Genomic DNA, 15,364 nt, shown 5'->3' with positions numbered 1-15,364 from the left:
CCTCAACAGTGAGGTGCGGCGATGAATCTGAGGCACTATCGAACCCTGGGACGCTCGGGTCTGGCCGTGAGCCCCCTGGCGCTCGGGACCATGACCTTCGGCGCCGCCCGCTGGGGCAGCGACGCGACGGTCTCGGCGGCCATCTTCGACCGTTACGTCGAAGCGGGCGGCAACTTCCTCGATACGGCCGACGTCTACGCGGGCGGCGCGAGCGAGACGATGCTCGGCGACCTGATCGCCACGCGCGGTCTGCGCGACCGCCTGGTCGTCGCGACGAAGTCGGGCTTCCCGCGCGCGCAGGGCACGCCGCTCGCCGGAGGCAACAGCGCGCGGAACATCCGCTCCGGTCTCGAGAGCTCCCTGCGTCGTCTCAGGACCGGCTGGATCGACCTGTACTGGACCCATGTCTGGGACCGGACCACGCCGCCGGAGGAAGTCCTCCGGGCGCTGACCGACGCCGTCGCGCGCGGCGACATCCTGTATTACGGATTCTCGAACGCGCCCGCTTGGTACGCCGCGCAGATCGCCGCGCTGGCCCGTGCCCACGGCCTCCCGGAACCCATCGGCCTGCAATACGCCTACTCGCTGCTCGACCGGGGCGTGGAACTCGACGTGCTGCCCGCGGGCCGCGCCCTCGGGCTCGGGCTGGTGCCCTGGAGCCCGCTGGCGGCCGGCCTGCTGACCGGCAAGTACGGCCGCGAGAAGCTCGCTCAGGCCGGTCCGGCAGGCTCGCTCCCGGACCGGGCCGGCGACGCGGCCGAGGGCGGCAGCGACGGCCGGCTCAACGGCGACAACCCCTTCGGCGGCATGCTGTTCACCGAGGCGAACTTCGCGGTGGTGGACGTGCTGCGGGCGGTCGCCGCGGACGTCGGCCGACCGATGGCGCAGGTGGCGCTGGCCTGGGTCGCGCGGCGCCCCGGCGTCGCCTCGGTCCTGGTCGGGGCGAGCCGCCCGGAGCAGCTGGCGCAGAACATCGCCGCCCTCGAGGTCGTCCTGACGCCCGAGCAGCAGTCCCGCCTGGATGAGGCCGGGGCTCCGCCGCAACTCAATCCCTACTTCATCTTCGAGCTGCCGACTTCGCGCATCTTCGGCGGTGAACGGGTCGAGGCGTGGTAGGCCCGCGTCCGCGATCGGCTCGGGGGATCGAGACCGGGCTTGCCGGTGATTCCCGTCACTCCGAACGCGCCACCTGGGTGCGGAACAGAGTCGCGAGGGTCCGCAACGTCCTGTTGTGCGGCTCGGCGAGGGACACCGTGTAGGCGCCCGGATCGATGTTCGGGACGGAGGCAGTGATGCGCACCGTCCGCTCGTCGATCTTGAGGACGGGCGCCCGCCACGTCTGACCGTTCGTGCCGCGGAACACCGCCAGCGTGTCCGTGCCGAGCCGGGGCGCGGTCCCGGGGAACGCGACTTCCGCGGCCCAGAGCTGCCCCGGCGACACGCGGAGCGCGTCGCCGGCATCCGGCAGGCTGTGGTGCAGATCCGGGACGTGCGGCGGCCCGCTGACGAGATGGCGCGGCTCCGGAACGAAGCGCGCCGGCGGCTCGGTGTCGGGGGCGATGAAGATCGAGGCGACGTCTTCGAGGATGCGCAGGCTACCGTCGGCGATCTGGACGATCGCGAGCGCGTAGCGTCCGAAGGACATCCCCGCGACGTCGATCTGGCCGGTGAAGCCGGACGTCGCGGCGGCGGGTTCACCGTACCACTTGGCCACGTCCGGACGGAGATCGCTCTGGAGGGCGACCCACGATGTCCCGGTGCGACCCGTCAGCCGCAGGTAGATCGCCTTCGGCGCCGGCCCGGAGACATGCAGCCAGCCCCGCAGGAACACGGAGGCCCGCGCGACGACCGACGAGAGATCCAGGCTCCGGTTCAGGCGCTCGTCCGTGCGCAGCACGTCGAGGCTCCAGCCGCACTCGCTGCGACGGACCGGCCTCAGCGTCAGGCGACGGAACGCGTCGGGCAGCTCCGGAACCGGGCGCGCGCGCGCCGCCGCCATCACGGCGGGCGACGCTTCCGGCGCGCGGGCCGCCTCGTCCCACGCGATCGCCGCGCTGGTCCAGGAGGCGGCGTTCGTCCGGTATCCCAGGGTCTCGAGCCGCAGGTCGAAACCGTGCCGCAGGTGGCTGGGAACCCGTCCGTGGCGCAGCGGCCGCGCTCCGATCAGGCGCTCGTAGAGGGCGCGGACCGACCCGAGGTGGCCGTCGGTGTCGGGGAAGGATTTCCGGCCGATGGAGGCCTGCATCCGGGCGAGGCGGGCGCGATCGTAGTGCAGCGCGATGAGGCGCGCGCGGACGGCGCCGGCATCGTCCGGCGGGACCTTGAACCCGTCGATCCCGTCCTCGACGCGCTCGGCCAGGGCCCCGATATCGGCGACGACCGGGACCAGGCCCGCCTGCCACGCCTCCGTCAGCGCGATGACGAACGTCTCGGGCCAGGTCGAGAGGTGCAGCGAGACATCGCAGCCGGCCAGCAGGCCGCCGATCGCGTGCTGCTCGTAGGCGCCCGTGACGGTGACCTGATCCGGTCCGAAGCCCGCGACCGCCTCGCGGTACGGGTCGTCGATGCGGCCGATCACCTTGAAATGGATGGGATAGGCCTCGCAGCTTCGGATCAGGTTGATCGCCTGCTGGCCGCCCTTGTGGGCCGCGAGATTGCCCAGGATCGCCACGGTCAGCCGATCGCCGTCGCGCCTGCGCCTGGACACCGGCCGCGCCCCGGCCTGCGCGGTGTTCGGCGCCACCATCGGGATCTCGACGATCCGGTCGGCGGGGATGGCGGGGAAGTAGCGCCGGAGGTACCCCGCCGTGGCGGGCGTGCTCGTGACGAAGGCGTCGATCGCGTCGGTCACCAGGGTCATCATGCCGTCGCGGCGCGCCTTGGAGCCGGGCGGATACTGGTTTCCCGAGACCAGGCAGGCGTCGCACTGGTCCGCCCCGCGATTGACGACGTCGCAGAACCGGCCGGTGTGATCGAGCAGCAGCCAGCGCTCGCAGATCAGGAAATGGTCGTGCAGGTGGTAGACGGTGGGTATGCCGCAGGCCCGCGCGATCAGCGGCAGCGACAGCGGGACGTGCATCAGGTGATGGATGTGGACGAGGTCGACCTGATGCTCGAACAGCAGCCTCTGGAAGATCCCCTCCACGAACGGGTCCGTCGAGAGCGGCGGCGTGACGGGACCGCAGGCGAAGCTCTCCGCGATCCCCGGGCCCTCGAGCCGGAGCGACCAGCGCCCGTCGCCGAAGACGGAGAAGAGGAACAGGACGCGGTACGGCTCGCCGAGTTCGGTCAGCAGTTCCTGATAGACCTCGACCCCGCCGCCGGGACGATGCCCCATCCGGTTGTGAGTGAGCATCAGGACCGTGCGGGGCGCTGACGGTTCGAGGGGCGGTCGGCGCGTCTGCGTCCGGCGCCGGTCGATCACCGCATCCAGGATCGTCGCCACGCGATGGTCGTAGAGGTGTTCGGCGCGGGTCCGCGCCTGCGCGGCGCGCGCGCGCGCGATGCGGGCCTCCGGTTCGGTGAGGGCAATCAGGATCGCCTCGACCGCACCGGCCTCGTCGTCGCAGAGCGCGATCTCGGCGTCCGGCGTGTAGTAGGCGGCCGTCTCCGGCTCGGGCGACACCACGACCTGGTAGCCGCCGGCCAGCGCCGTCTCGAACAGCCGCGGCGGCGGCGTCGAACCGGTTGCCTGATCGGCGCGCGCCGCCGAGAAGATCCGGGGCAGGGTGAGCACGACGCGACTGCGGTTCGCCAGGAGGGCGAAGTCGCGGTTCCCGCAGCGCCAGTCCGTGACGAGCGCCTCGTCCTCCAGCTCCGGCGGACCGATATGCGCGTTCCACGGCAGCGCCAGCTTGAACTTCACGTCCCGCGGCAGCTTGGCCGAGAGCGCGTTCAGGGTCGCGACCCTGTTCGGCCAAGCCGTTCCGATGAAGAGGAGATCGTAGCGGTAGCGCGCGTCGTCCTCGAGCACCGGGAGATCGTGGAAGAGCGACGAGGCGCCGAGGGCGAGGTGGTGCGCCCGGCCCCCGTAGGCCGGGACCGTGGCAAGGTCGTTCGTGAAGACCAGATCGAAGACCCCTGACCCGCGCACGTTCGCCTCGCGCTCGTACGGATCCTCCGTGGTCCAGAGCACGCTGGTCCGCGCGAGCCCCGCGAGCCGACCGACCAGGGGCGCGTGTGCCCGCGCGCCGCCGAAAGCGATCAGCGTGTCGAGACCCTGCTCGACGAAGGTGGCCAGGGCATCGCCGTGCCCGCCGACATGAACCCGGCCGACCGCGGGATGCCGGCGCAGCGCGTCCGCGATGGCGAGCACGAGGTAGCGGTTGTGGGTCTGCGGCTCGGTGTCGAGCAGCAGGATCGACAGGTCGGACATGCGCGGTCTCGTCCGTCTCAGCGGCGGCGTGATCAGGCCGGGACCGTCAGGCGGCTCAGATCGAGCAGGCGCGCCGCGCGATGCCGGTAGGTGTGCTCGCGGAGCGCCCGCGCCTGCGCCCGGCGCGCGATCGCCTCGATCGCGGCGGGCTCGTCGAGCGACCGCTCGATGGCGCGCGCGATATCGGCCGCGCCGTCCACCAGCAGGATCTCCGTGTCCGGCTCGAAATGCGCGCAGATTTCCAGGCCGGTGACGAAGAACAGCTGCGCCGAGCCCGACAGGGCGACCTCGAAGGTGCGCGGTCCCGGCGTCGCCTGCGGGAGCGACAGCCGGCGATTGGCCACGTCGAGGTCGCGGCCGATGTTGAGCGTCAGCCGCGCCGCCGCGGCGTAGTCGGCCATCTGCGCCGGCGTGAGGCGGCGGTTCACCGCGCATCGGAGCGTGTCCGGCCACTCGGCGCCCAGGATCTCCACGACGTGCCGGCACAGCAGATCGTCGATCCGGCGCATCAGGGCGACGCGGTTCGGGTAGGCGACGCCGCAGAAGAACAGGACTGTCTCCCGCTCCGCCACCGGGGCGATCGGCCGGAAATGCCGGTCGGGCGCCGCGGCCAGCGGCAGGTGGTGGACGTCGGGGTGCCGATAGTGCTGCGCCGCCCAGGCATCGTTGCTCACGACGATGTCGGCGTAGAGTTCCGCCTTGAAGGCGTAGTCGAACTCGTACGGGTCGTCCGTCAGCCAGAAGATCAGGACGGCACCCACGGCGTCCGCGGCGCGCCGAAGCGCGCGCAGATCCGCCAGGTCAGGCACGAGACTTCCGACCGCGATCACGACATCCGGCCGGGTCGCCCGGACCACCGCGACCGCCAGTTCCAGAGGGGTGTGTCTGACGCGCTCGGCGCCGAGCAGTTCGGCGAAGCCCTCGGCCAGATCGCTCCGGATCCCGGGATTCCTGTTGAGCGCATCGGGGAAGGTGCTCGTGACCAGGACGTGCGGCCCGGCCAACGAGATCGCGCTGACGAAATTCATCCCTCGTGACCTCGGCGAGACGGGCCAGTTTTAATTGCAGGTTAATGCCAATTGTAAGTAGACACGCAACTGTCGCATGTCCATTTCGTCGATTAATTTCCCCCAACCACTTGGCGATTGGGTAATTTCGGGCAATTTAATGTTGGCAATCAGGAAGTATGGCACGGGATGAAGTGGCAATAGGCGCGCCGCACCCGCCGCGCGAGCCCTGCGCCGAGGCGTTGCGCCCCTTCCTGCCGTGGTTGACCGGCACGCTCCTGCTGCTGGGCCCGAAGCCCGACGCGGGGAGCCGCGCGCGCTGGGCTTCCGACGCCACCCTCGTCACCACGGCGGATGGCGCCGACCTGCCGGCTTCCACGCTCTTCGATGGCGTCGTGCTGACGGAGCTGCTGTCGTGTCGCGACGACGGGGGCCGGGACGCGCTCGACGCGACGATCGCCTGGGCCCAGGAACGGCTGCGGCCCGGCGGACGGCTGATCCTCGTCATCGACAACGCCCTCTCGCTCCACGGACTCGCTGCGGGCTCCGAGACGGTGGGGCAGCGCGGCTTCCCGAGCCTCGAGGGACGCCTCAGGTCGGACGGCCTCCGGCTGCCCACCCGGGCAGGCCTGAAACGGTCCCTTCAGGCCCGAGGCCTGGCCAATCAGGAATGGTGGTTCCCGTTCCCGGGGCGGGAGGAGCCCGTGAGCTTCATCGCCGAGCGGGGCCTCGCGCGGCCGGGTGGGTTCGATCCCGGAATGCTCGCGATCGGCGCGGCCGGGCCGGATCCGGCAGCCCGCGCGGGCGCGCTGTTCTCGCCGCGGCGCGCCTGGGCCACGGTGGCGGAGCAGGGGCTCATCGGCGATCTGGCGCCCGCCTTCGTGATCGCGGCATCGGCGGAGCCGCTGCCGCCGGACGACCGGCTGGCAATCCACGCGGGTTTGCGCCGCCGGCCGGAATTCGAGCGGCTGGTGACCTTCGCGGAGGCCGGGTCGCAGATCGCGGTGCGCCGCGCGCGCGCGAATCCCGACCTTCCCGCCGCGGTTCGAGGCGTCACGAACCTGTTGCCGTCGGAGACCTACGTGCCGGGCTCCCTCTGGTCTGAAGTCCTCGAGGCGCGGCTGGCGCGGGAAGGCTGGTGCCCGGACGCCGTCGCCGCCTGGGCCGGAACGTGGCTTCAAGCCGTCTCGCGCCGCTTCGCGGCGGGTGCGCCGCTCGAGACCCAGACGATCCTCCCGGGACCGGCCCTCGACGCCATCCCGAAGAATCTCGTCTCGGGCGTCGACGGCACGTTCATAGACCTGGAATGGGAGCTCGGGGTCCCTCTGGACGCTGGCCACCTCGCCGTGCGGGGCCTCGTCAACGCGCTGACCGATGCGCGAGACTGGCGTCCCGGCAGGCCGTCCACGCTGACCCTTCTGGACGCCCTGCGCGCCCTGCTGCCGCGACTCGGGCTGGCTCTGGACGATGCGCAACTCGCCGACCGGCTGGCCCGGGAAAGCCGTTTCCAGACGATCGTCAGCGACCGGGTGACGGAGCGCGGCCTGGACTGGGCGGCGGCGACGCGCCTGCCGGTCGGCGAAGAGACCCGGACCGACGCGGATCCGCGCGCGGCGCTCGCGGAGGCCTCCGCGGAGATCGCGCGGCTGCTCGAGGAGAACGCGGCCCTGCGCGCCGCGCGCGCCGCCGACGCCGCCGCGCACGAGGCCGCCGCGCGCGAGAGCGTCCGCCGCACCGACCGCGTGATCGCCTACGCGGCCGAGATGCACCGCGCGCGCGACCACCTTCAGGACACCCTCGACACTCGCCGCGCTTCGGCCGGCGACGGCAGCCGCCTGTCCCTTCGCCTCCTGCGTCTCATCAGAGGAACCCCGTGATGCGGCTGCTCGTCGCCTGTGACCACCTGGCGCTGACGGGCGGCCTGCTCCGGTTCGAGCGGGTCGGACGGGTGCTCGCGCGTCGCGGTCACGCGTTCGCGTACCTGACCCTGGGTACGGGCGAGGACGGGTTCGAGACGCGGCTGCCCGTCCTGCACCGCGAGGACGCCGCGCGAGAGAGCTGGGACGCCGTCATGGTGCCCGGCGGCGGATTCCCGGATGCCACGATCGAGGGATTCGCGGACCTTCGGGCCCCGAACTTCGGCGCCCGGATCCAGCACCTCCTCAACGCGCCGGTGCGGCGCGACGCCTACGCGCGCGTCACGCGGACCCTCGCGCCCGACCTCGTCGTGGCGAACAACGACCACTGGGACGACGCCGCACTCCAGGCCCTCGGCCTGCCGTGGCGGCGCCTCGTCGGTGCGGTCGATACCGGACTGTTCGCGCCGCCCGTCTCGCCGCCCGCGCGCGGCGCCCGGCGCCGGCTCGGCGGCATCGCCAGCAAGCGCCCCGCCGCGCAGCTCGCGGCACTCGACAGGCTCGGCGACGCTTGGGCCCTGCACTGGTTCGGACGGCCGGACTGGGGGCTGGTGGGCGCGCGCGCCGATCTGGTGGCGTCGGGCCGCCTCGTCGTGCACGGGCCGCTGCCCGAGTCCGACCTGCCCGCGTGGTATCACGGGCTCGACGCGTTCTGCAGCGCGGAGGCGCATGCCGGCTGGTGCAACCCGGCCGCGGAAGCGATGGCCTGCGGCACGCCGCTCGTCGCGACCGTGCACGGCACGCTGGCTTTCGCCGAGGACGGCGTCACGGCCCTGGTGGTGCCGGACGGTCCGGACGCGGCGCTGGGCGCGGCCATCGCGGAGGCCGTGGACAGGATCGCGACCGATCCGGCCGCCGCCGCGTCCCGGGCCGAGGCGGGACGGGCGCGGATCCGGGCGCTCGACTGGGACACCTACGCGGACGGCCTGCTCGCCGTCGCCGCGGAGGCGATCGCGCTGCGGGCGGGCCGGACCGATGCGGCGCGCCCGTCCGGCCCGCCGCGCGAGACCGCGCTGCGCCTCGCCGACCTCGCGAGCCGGGACGGGCCCCTGCCGGAGGATTTCGACGCCCTCGGCTATATCCGGCTGCACGCCGACCTCGCGGCGCTGTTCGAGCACGCGTGGCAGGGGCAGCTGCACTACCTCGAGCACGGCCGTCGCGAGGGCCGCATCTACCCCTCGAACCTGACGCGGGCCCAGCAGAAGGCCGCCCAGGCCTCGCGGATCGCGCTCGCGGTCGACGGGCTCGACGGCTCCGGCAAGTCGAGTATCGCGCGGCACGTCGCCGAGGCGCTCGGCGCGACGGTGCTCAACCCGTTCAGCGGTCCGGTCGGCGCCATCCTGGTCCACCTCGCCCGGACGGGGCAGCACGCGCTGGCCGACGACCTGGCGCACGCGGCCGTGGCGGCGGCGATCGCCAACGCCCCGCCGGGACCGGTCGTGTTCGACCGGCACTGGTTCACCGCCTCGCAGCTCCTCTCGCCGGCCTTCCGTCCGGGTTGGGAGCCGCGCCCGTTCACCGTCATGTGCTGGGCGGACCGTCCCACCACCATCGCCCGCATGGTCGCGCGCGGCGTCCCGAACCCGTCGGAGCACATGACCGAGGCCCGGATCGCCAGCTATCGCACGCTCGCGGAGGAGCTGCGGGTGCCGCTCCTCGACACGTCCCGCATCGCGCCGGAGGAGGGGGCCGCGCAGGTGCTGGCGATGCTGGGCGAGAGCGGCGACACGGCGCGGCGCGCGTGATCGCCGCCTCGCGGCGCGGCCTGTATGGTCGCGTCTCGGAATCGGGTGGCCACCACCGGCCATCGGCGTCGCGGGAGGGCGGGGCGTTCGTGTTGAAACTCGCGCGTGGCGACCGTGGCCGGAACATCCTGCTGCTCGGCATCAGCCTCCTCTTCGTCGCCGCCGGCCTCGGGATGATCGCCACCGGCGCGGATGGCGGCATCACGACGACGGTGTTCTTCGGCGTGTGCGCGGCCGTCGCCGTGTGGCAGCTGCGGCCGGACCTGCTCGAATCGGAGAGCCGGTCGGCGGGGTCGCTGGCGGCGCAGTTCCCCGGCCCCGTGATCCTGCGCGCCTCGGTGCGGAAACTCCTGTTCCTGGCCCTGATGGCCGCCGGCTTCGGCGGCGTGACGCTCTGGATGGTGCTGCACGAGGCGCCCTCCACGGCGATGCAACTGCTGCTCTGGCCGGGCGTCGCGCTCTTCCTCGGCGGCGTCCCGTTCCTCATCCTGACGGCGATCCGCGGCTCGGCGCTGCACCTCGACGAGACGGGCTTCACCGTCGTGCAGCTGGGCCGTGCGCGGCGCGTCCGGTGGCGTGACGTGAGCGTGTTCGAGCCGGTCTCCATGCCGGGTTCGGGACAACGCCTCGTCACGTTCGACGACGCGAGCGCCGGCGCGACGCGCCTCGGGGCGATGAACCGGCGCCTGATCGGGCGCAACGCGGGTCTGCCGGACAGCTACGGGTTGGATCCCGACGCACTCGCCAGCCTGCTCACGGCCTGGCGCAAGCGGGCCCTGCAGCGGGAGGACGATGGCTTCTGAGGCGCTTCGTCGGCTGCGTCCTGGCGAAGAGGTGGCTGTCGGACGGCGCGCCTCAGCGCGTGACGATGCCGGGCTCCTGCCGACCGGGACGGGGCTGCACCACGAGGAGGCCCGCCGAGTAGATCAGCGAGACGAGGAGCGCGACCGTCAGCGCGACCGCGGCACCGTAGGGCTGGATCATCAGGTGGAGTGTCAGCAGGGTCAGGCCGAAGCCGAACACTCCGCGGATCGCGACGCTCGCCAGCCGCGCCATCGCCGCCCCGCCGATGCGGCGATGGAGGATGACGAAGGCGCTCGTCATCGTGACCGGGAAGGCGGCGATGACCCCGGTCCTGGCGGGGCCCAGCGCCGTACTCAGCGCCAGGAGGGCCGCGACGAACAGCGCGACGGCGCTCGCGCGGATCATCAGGTCCAGCGGGCGCGGCCGCGCGACGACGGCGCTCCGCACGAGGGTCGCGCGCACGACGTGCCGGGTCGAGAGCGCGCCGGCCCCGTAGACCAGGGCGTTGAGCAGGAACGCCGTCGTCGGCGTCCAGGTGAGTGCCGAGACCGGCAGGGCCGCCGCGAGCCACGCGAGGATCGCCGGCCCGAGGGTGGCGGTCATGTTCCGGCCGGCCGCCCGGTGGGCGTAGACGATCAGGAACAGGCCCGTCGCGGCGTTCGCCGCGAAGCCGTTCAGGGCCGCCCCGGCCACGAAGGCGGCGTCGTGCTCCATCGCCATGAACACGTAGGCCGGCCCCGCGGAGACCGGCAGGCTGACGACGAGCGCGCCCCAGACCGGTCCCAGCCACTCGGCCAGGACGGAGGCGAGCACCACCACGGTCCCGGAGGTCAGCGCCCGGATCAGGGCCGTCAGCCAAATCGCCGCCAAGGTCGTTTCCCGCGCGTCGCGCCGCCGACCCGGGCCGGCATCGGAGCCGCGCCCTCGCTATCATGCGCGGCCTGTCCGGGCCAAAGCACCCGGCTGGCGAATCCGCCCGTCTGAAACCGGTCGCGGCGACCCGCGAGCGCCGGTGCGCCCCCGGAACCGGGGCGGGCGACCTCAGCCGACGGCGCGCGCGGCTTCCCGGACCTGGCGGGTGGCCGCGTCGACCTGCTCGTTGGCCCGCGCGATCGCCGCCATGCCGCCCGCGATGGTCCCGACCCCGCGGGAGGCCGTGTGCATGCTGCCGGAGATCTCCTGGGTCACCGCCGACTGCTCCTCCACGGCCGCCGCGATCGCCGCCGAGATCTCGTCGAGCGCCCGGATCGTGCCCTGGATCGAGCCGATCGCCGCCACCGCCTCGCGCGTGGTGGCCTGCGTCGTGGTGATCTGGTCGCGGATCTGATCCGTGGCCTTGGCGGTCTGCTCGGCCAGCGCCTTCACCTCCGACGCCACGACCGCGAAGCCCTTGCCGGCGAGGCCCGCCCGGGCCGCCTCGATCGTGGCGTTGAGCGCGAGCAGGTTGGTCTGGNAGCGCCTTCACCTCCGACGCCACGACCGCGAAGCCCTTGCCGGCGAGGCCCGCCCGGGCCGCCTCGATCGTGGCGTTGAGCGCGAGCAGGTTGGTCTGGGCCGCGATGCCCTGGATCATGGTCACGACGTCGCCGATCTGCGCCGCCTGCCCGCTCAGGCCCTCGACGATGGTGCTGGTGTGCCGGGCCTGCTCGACGGCCTCGCCGGCCATCCGCGCCGCGTGGCTGACCTGCTGGCTGATCTCGCCCACCGAGGCCGACAGAGCGTTTTCCAGGTAGCTGGAGCGTGGTCGACATGGTCGGTGGNACGATGGTGCTGGTGTGCCGGGCCTGCTCGACGGCCTCGCCGGCCATCCGCGCCGCGTGGCTGACCTGCTGGCTGATCTCGCCCACCGAGGCCGACAGTTCCTCGGCGCCCGAGGCCACGCTCTGGATATCGCCGGAAACCCGCCCGGCGAGGTCGACGGCCTCCGCGGTTCGGCGGCTGGCGCCCTCGACGGCGGTGCCGATCGCGTCGAGGTCGACGCCGATCGCCCGCTGCGCCGCGACGCGCCGGTGGCGCTCCTGGACCTGCGCGGTGATGTCGGCGGCGAACTTGACGACCTTGAGGACGCAGCCGCTGGCATCGAGGATCGGGTTGTAGGTCGCCTGGATCCAGACGTCACGGCCGCCCTTGGCGATGCGGCGGAACTCGCCGCCCGCGAACTCACCCCGGCCCAGGCCCTCCCAGAACGCGCGGTAGCCGGCACTCGACCGCTCGGCCGGGTCGACGAACACGCCGTGGTGCTGGCCCCGGATCTCCTCCAGGCGATAGCCCATCGTCTCGAGGAAGTTGCCGTTGGCCTCCAGGATCGTGCCGGCCGGATCGAAGGCGATCACGGCCTGCGACCGGTGCAGCGCCGCGATCTGACCGGCGTAGTCGAGCATCAGCAGCTTCTGCGCCGTGACGTCGGACGCGAACTTGACGACCTTCACGACGCGGCCCGCGCGGTCGAGCACCGGGTTGTAGCTCGCCTGCACCCAGACGTGGCGGCCGCCCTGGGCGATCCGCTTGAACTCGGCGACCTGATGGGTGCCCTGCCGCAGGGCGTCCCAGAAGGCGTGATACGCCGGGCTGTCCCGGTGCGCCGCCTCCACGAACAGGGCGTGGCGCTGGCCCCGGATGTCGGGCAGGGCGTAGCCCATCATCGTCAGGAAATTGGCGTTGGCCGTGATGATGGTGCCGTCCGGCTCGAACTCGATGACGGCCTGTGAGCGGTCGAGGGCATCGAATTTCGCCGCCAGACCTTCACGACCGCGCAGGGCGCCGAGCATGATCCCATCCCTTCTTGTCATTGCCGGGGATCCCGAGTGCGAACACGCGGTTCTTCTTGGGATCTGCCGCTGATTTACTGTCACGTCATGACGGCCTCGCATAATGATTGCGCACAATCGTGAACGATGACTTAAATCTGAACGGCACAATAGTTCGAGATTGAGAGGGTTTGGGATAGTGCGAAACTACCAGAGCAGTAAATTTTTACGCAATCTTCGATCTCAGTGCCCGTAAACTATACAATCGTGGGTACGTATTTCGATGCCGAGATCCGGCGCCGTCATGCTCTCAGGTTGCACGGAAGTTCATATGCTAACGTAGAATAAGATTTCTGGTCTTCGCTGCCGGATCGGCGCACCGCGGCGCGATGCGGCTGGATGCCACGCGCCGGCACGATTCGACCGACCTGACGCCCGCGGTCGAAGAGACGCGGCCGGCTCCGTCAGATGTAGGTCGAGGCCAGCGCCGGCGAGCCGTCCAGGGCGTGGGCCAGCCTCTCCAGCCCGTGGGCGATCTGCTGCCGAGTCGAAGGGCCGCCGAGGCAGAGGCGGACGGCCTCGGGCGGCGTCCCCGCGACGCAGAAGGGGTCGCTGCCGACCACCCCGAGACCCGCCGCGCGGCCCTGGCTGGCGAAGGCCGAGCGCGTCCATCCCGCCGGCAGGGTGATCCAGACATGGAAGGCGTGCGGGTCCGCGACGTAGGCCGCGCCGGGCAGCAGCGCGGCCGCGAGGCTCTGGCGCGCGGCCGACTCGGCGCGGACGAAATCCACGATGGCGTCCGCCGTCCCGTCCGTGATCCAGCGCGTCGTCAGCGCGGTCGAGATCGGCGACGCCATCACGGTGGCGGCGCGCAGGGCGTCGCCGAGGGGCAGGGCGGCCCGCGCGTTCGGGGCGATCAGGAAGGCGAGGCGAAGGCCGGCGCCCAGGCACTTCGCGACGCCCGCCACGTAGTAGGTGATCTCGGGCGCCAGTTCGGCGAAGCTCGGCGGCGGTGCCGGGCAGATGCGCGCGTAGGCGTCGTCCTCGATGATGGTGACCGCGTAGCGGCGGGCCGTCGCGATGACGGCCTCGCGCCGGGCGCGGGACAGGGTCGCGGTGGTCGGGTTCTGCAGCAGGGGATTGAGGTAGAGGGCCTTCGGCGCCCCCCGCGTGCAGGCGGCCGCGAAGGCGTCGGGGTCGAGCCCGTGGCGGTCCATCGGGAGACCGACGAGGCGCAGGCCCCGGTGCGCCGCGAGGGTCCGGATACCCGGATAGGTGATGCGCTCGGCGCAGATCGTGTCGCCCGCCTGCGCGACCTGTCCCAGGATGCTGGACAGGGCGCTGTGCGCGCCGGGGCAGATCAGCAGGCGCTCGCGCGCCGCCGCGATCCCGCGACCCGCGAGCCAGCGCAGCGCGGCCTCCTTGTCCGCCTCCGTCCCGCCGAAGCCCTGGTAGCGCAGGAGGTCGGCGAGATCGCCCGAGAGCTCCGCGAAGGACGACCGCATGCGGGCCCGCAGGCCGGGCAGGTCGGGTTCCGGGGGCAGGTTCATGGTGAAGTCGACCGGTCCCGGCCGCCGGGGAAGGGCCGGCCCAGCGGTGCGGGCGGCGTCCGCCGGGTCGACCACGAAGGTGCCCCGGCCGACCCGGCCCTCGATCAGGCCGCGCCTGTGAGCCTCGACGTAGCCGCGGGACACGGTCGTGAAGTTGAGGTCGAGCGTGGCGGCGAGCGCGCGCTGGGTCGGCAGGCGCGTGCCCGGAAGCAGGTGGCCGGTCCGGATGTCGTCCGCCAGCGCGTCCGCGATGGCCAAGTAATGGGGCTTGCCCCAGCGCCTGAGGTCCGGCGTCCAGATACCGGCCGCGTCGCCCCGGTCGACCGACCGTCCTCCCCGCCCGCCAGCCTTCATCCGTCAAGCACCCGCGACCTGAAAACCGATCAATGATCGATTGTATGGCTTGCAAGCGCCGTACCGGGCGCGTGACGGCCTATCACGGTGCGACCGATGCGTGCAATGCGTACAATATTCGTCGCCGAAGCGCGCGCCATCTGGCGACGACTTGCGCAAATCCTGATGATGAATTGTGCGTCGTCGAGTATAACTGGGCGGATCGACTTCGCTCAATTGATCGTATCATTGTATGCATCGCAGGGCGCGTTATTGAATGCATTCCTGACGGCTCCGATCTGGCACATGGCTTGCCATCCGACTGTCTGAACGTGCGCAGCACCCCCTGCCGCGGGTCAGACCATCGAGGAGCGTGAGCAATGCCTGCCGTGAACCGCGAGCCGCACAAGAAGGGCGACGTCCTGGTCGACTACGAGGAGAAGGTCTTCGAGGACGTGAAGGCCGAACCGGGCCAAAAGGCCCTCGTCACCTTCCACACCGTGGCGTTCGAGGGCTCGATCGGCCTCGTCAACCTGCTCCAGGCCACCCGCCTGCAGCGCAAGGGCTTCGAGACCTCGATCCTGCTCTACGGCCCGGGCATCACCCTCGGGGTCCAGCGCGGGTTCCCCCGGCTCGGCGACGAGGCGTTCCCGGGCCATCTCAACTTCAACAACCAGCTCGAGAAGTTCATGGCCGAGGGCGGCAAAGTCTACGCCTGCCGCTTCTCGACACAGGCGCTGTACGGGCACAGTGAGGCGGCCTTCATCGAGGGTATTCGCATGATCAACCCCCTCGACGTGCTCGACTGCATCCTCCTGCACAAGCGCGACAACGCGGTGATCATCGACACCTGGACCGTCTGACGACCGCGCCAATGCCCCCGGCGG

Annotated in this window: 10 protein-coding genes and 2 pseudogenes; 5 read left to right on the top strand and 7 right to left on the bottom strand. The window is 71.8% G+C overall.

The genetic code is table 11. The annotated features are described in order from the left end of the window. Positions 1 to 21: 21 nt before the first annotated feature. Positions 22 to 1,116: an aldo/keto reductase gene (locus tag ASG32_RS01290; RefSeq protein ID WP_056521609.1), complete on the top strand. Its 1,095-nt coding sequence runs from the start codon at positions 22 to 24 to the stop codon at positions 1,114 to 1,116. Between the two features lie 55 nt (positions 1,117 to 1,171). Here the strand turns inward: ASG32_RS01290 and ASG32_RS01285 are convergent, their stop codons facing one another. Beyond that, positions 1,172 to 4,375 (bottom strand): glycosyltransferase, encoded by a 3,204-nt coding sequence (locus ASG32_RS01285; RefSeq protein WP_056521606.1) that lies wholly within the window; start codon positions 4,373 to 4,375, stop codon positions 1,172 to 1,174. 32 nt (positions 4,376 to 4,407) lie between these two features. Continuing rightward, positions 4,408 to 5,403, bottom strand: a complete 996-nt coding sequence (locus ASG32_RS01280; protein ID WP_056521603.1) for a glycosyltransferase — start codon at positions 5,401 to 5,403, stop codon at positions 4,408 to 4,410. Between the two features lie 158 nt (positions 5,404 to 5,561). On the opposite strand from ASG32_RS01280, the gene ASG32_RS01275 reads away from it, so the two are divergent. The 3 genes from ASG32_RS01275 (at position 5,562) to ASG32_RS01265 (ending at position 9,846) form a co-directional block, all read left to right on the top strand. Beyond that, entirely contained in the window at positions 5,562 to 7,259 is a 1,698-nt protein-coding gene (locus ASG32_RS01275) for a hypothetical protein (protein WP_056521600.1), read from the top strand. Next, on the top strand, positions 7,259 to 9,043 hold the full coding sequence (locus tag ASG32_RS01270; protein ID WP_056521598.1) for a glycosyltransferase: 1,785 nt from the start codon (positions 7,259 to 7,261) through the stop codon (positions 9,041 to 9,043). Before ASG32_RS01275 ends, ASG32_RS01270 begins: the two co-directional genes overlap by 1 nt. A gap of 89 nt (positions 9,044 to 9,132) precedes the next feature. Continuing rightward, positions 9,133 to 9,846, top strand: a complete 714-nt coding sequence (locus ASG32_RS01265) for a hypothetical protein (RefSeq protein WP_244491758.1) — start codon at positions 9,133 to 9,135, stop codon at positions 9,844 to 9,846. A 52-nt stretch (positions 9,847 to 9,898) separates the two neighbouring features. Here the strand turns inward: ASG32_RS01265 and ASG32_RS01260 are convergent, their stop codons facing one another. From ASG32_RS01260 to ASG32_RS01245, 5 genes and pseudogenes are all read right to left on the bottom strand, one after another. Continuing rightward, positions 9,899 to 10,717 (bottom strand): hypothetical protein, encoded by an 819-nt coding sequence (locus tag ASG32_RS01260; protein ID WP_056521595.1) that lies wholly within the window; start codon positions 10,715 to 10,717, stop codon positions 9,899 to 9,901. A 171-nt stretch (positions 10,718 to 10,888) separates the two neighbouring features. Further along, positions 10,889 to 11,300: pseudogene (locus ASG32_RS33650) on the bottom strand (methyl-accepting chemotaxis protein); the annotation flags it as partial. 99 nt (positions 11,301 to 11,399) lie between these two features. After that, positions 11,400 to 11,607, bottom strand: a pseudogene (locus tag ASG32_RS35555) (hypothetical protein); the annotation flags it as partial. 1 nt (position 11,608) lies between these two features. After that, positions 11,609 to 12,615, bottom strand: a 1,007-nt coding sequence (locus ASG32_RS01250; RefSeq protein WP_056522250.1) for a PAS domain-containing protein, incomplete at its 3' end; no start/stop codon positions are given. A 443-nt stretch (positions 12,616 to 13,058) separates the two neighbouring features. Continuing rightward, a complete protein-coding gene (locus ASG32_RS01245; RefSeq protein WP_056521592.1) occupies positions 13,059 to 14,498 on the bottom strand; it encodes a PLP-dependent aminotransferase family protein in 1,440 nt (479 codons plus the stop codon). Between the two features lie 359 nt (positions 14,499 to 14,857). Here ASG32_RS01245 and ASG32_RS01240 point away from each other — a divergent pair, with 359 nt between their 5' ends. Further along, on the top strand, positions 14,858 to 15,340 hold the full coding sequence (locus ASG32_RS01240) for an MSMEG_0572/Sll0783 family nitrogen starvation response protein (protein WP_020091615.1): 483 nt from the start codon (positions 14,858 to 14,860) through the stop codon (positions 15,338 to 15,340). Positions 15,341 to 15,364 lie beyond the last annotated feature (24 nt).

Source organism: Methylobacterium sp. Leaf361, from assembly GCF_001424445.1.
Taxonomy (GTDB): domain Bacteria; phylum Pseudomonadota; class Alphaproteobacteria; order Rhizobiales; family Beijerinckiaceae; genus Methylobacterium.
This window is presented reverse-complemented; position numbering and strand designations above follow the sequence as displayed.

Excerpts from the sequence above, each read along its gene's own strand:
- ASG32_RS01275 (WP_056521600.1), top strand. The coding sequence starts at position 5,562 with ATGGCACGGGATGAAGTGGCAATAGGCGCGCCGCACCCGCCGCGCGAG.
- ASG32_RS01245 (WP_056521592.1), bottom strand. The coding sequence starts at position 14,498 with ATGAAGGCTGGCGGGCGGGGAGGACGGTCGGTCGACCGGGGCGACGCG.
- ASG32_RS01240 (WP_020091615.1), top strand. The coding sequence starts at position 14,858 with ATGCCTGCCGTGAACCGCGAGCCGCACAAGAAGGGCGACGTCCTGGTC.
- ASG32_RS01280 (WP_056521603.1), bottom strand. The coding sequence starts at position 5,403 with ATGAATTTCGTCAGCGCGATCTCGTTGGCCGGGCCGCACGTCCTGGTC.
- ASG32_RS01270 (WP_056521598.1), top strand. The coding sequence starts at position 7,259 with ATGCGGCTGCTCGTCGCCTGTGACCACCTGGCGCTGACGGGCGGCCTG.
- ASG32_RS01285 (WP_056521606.1), bottom strand. The coding sequence starts at position 4,375 with ATGTCCGACCTGTCGATCCTGCTGCTCGACACCGAGCCGCAGACCCAC.
- ASG32_RS01290 (WP_056521609.1), top strand. The coding sequence starts at position 22 with ATGAATCTGAGGCACTATCGAACCCTGGGACGCTCGGGTCTGGCCGTG.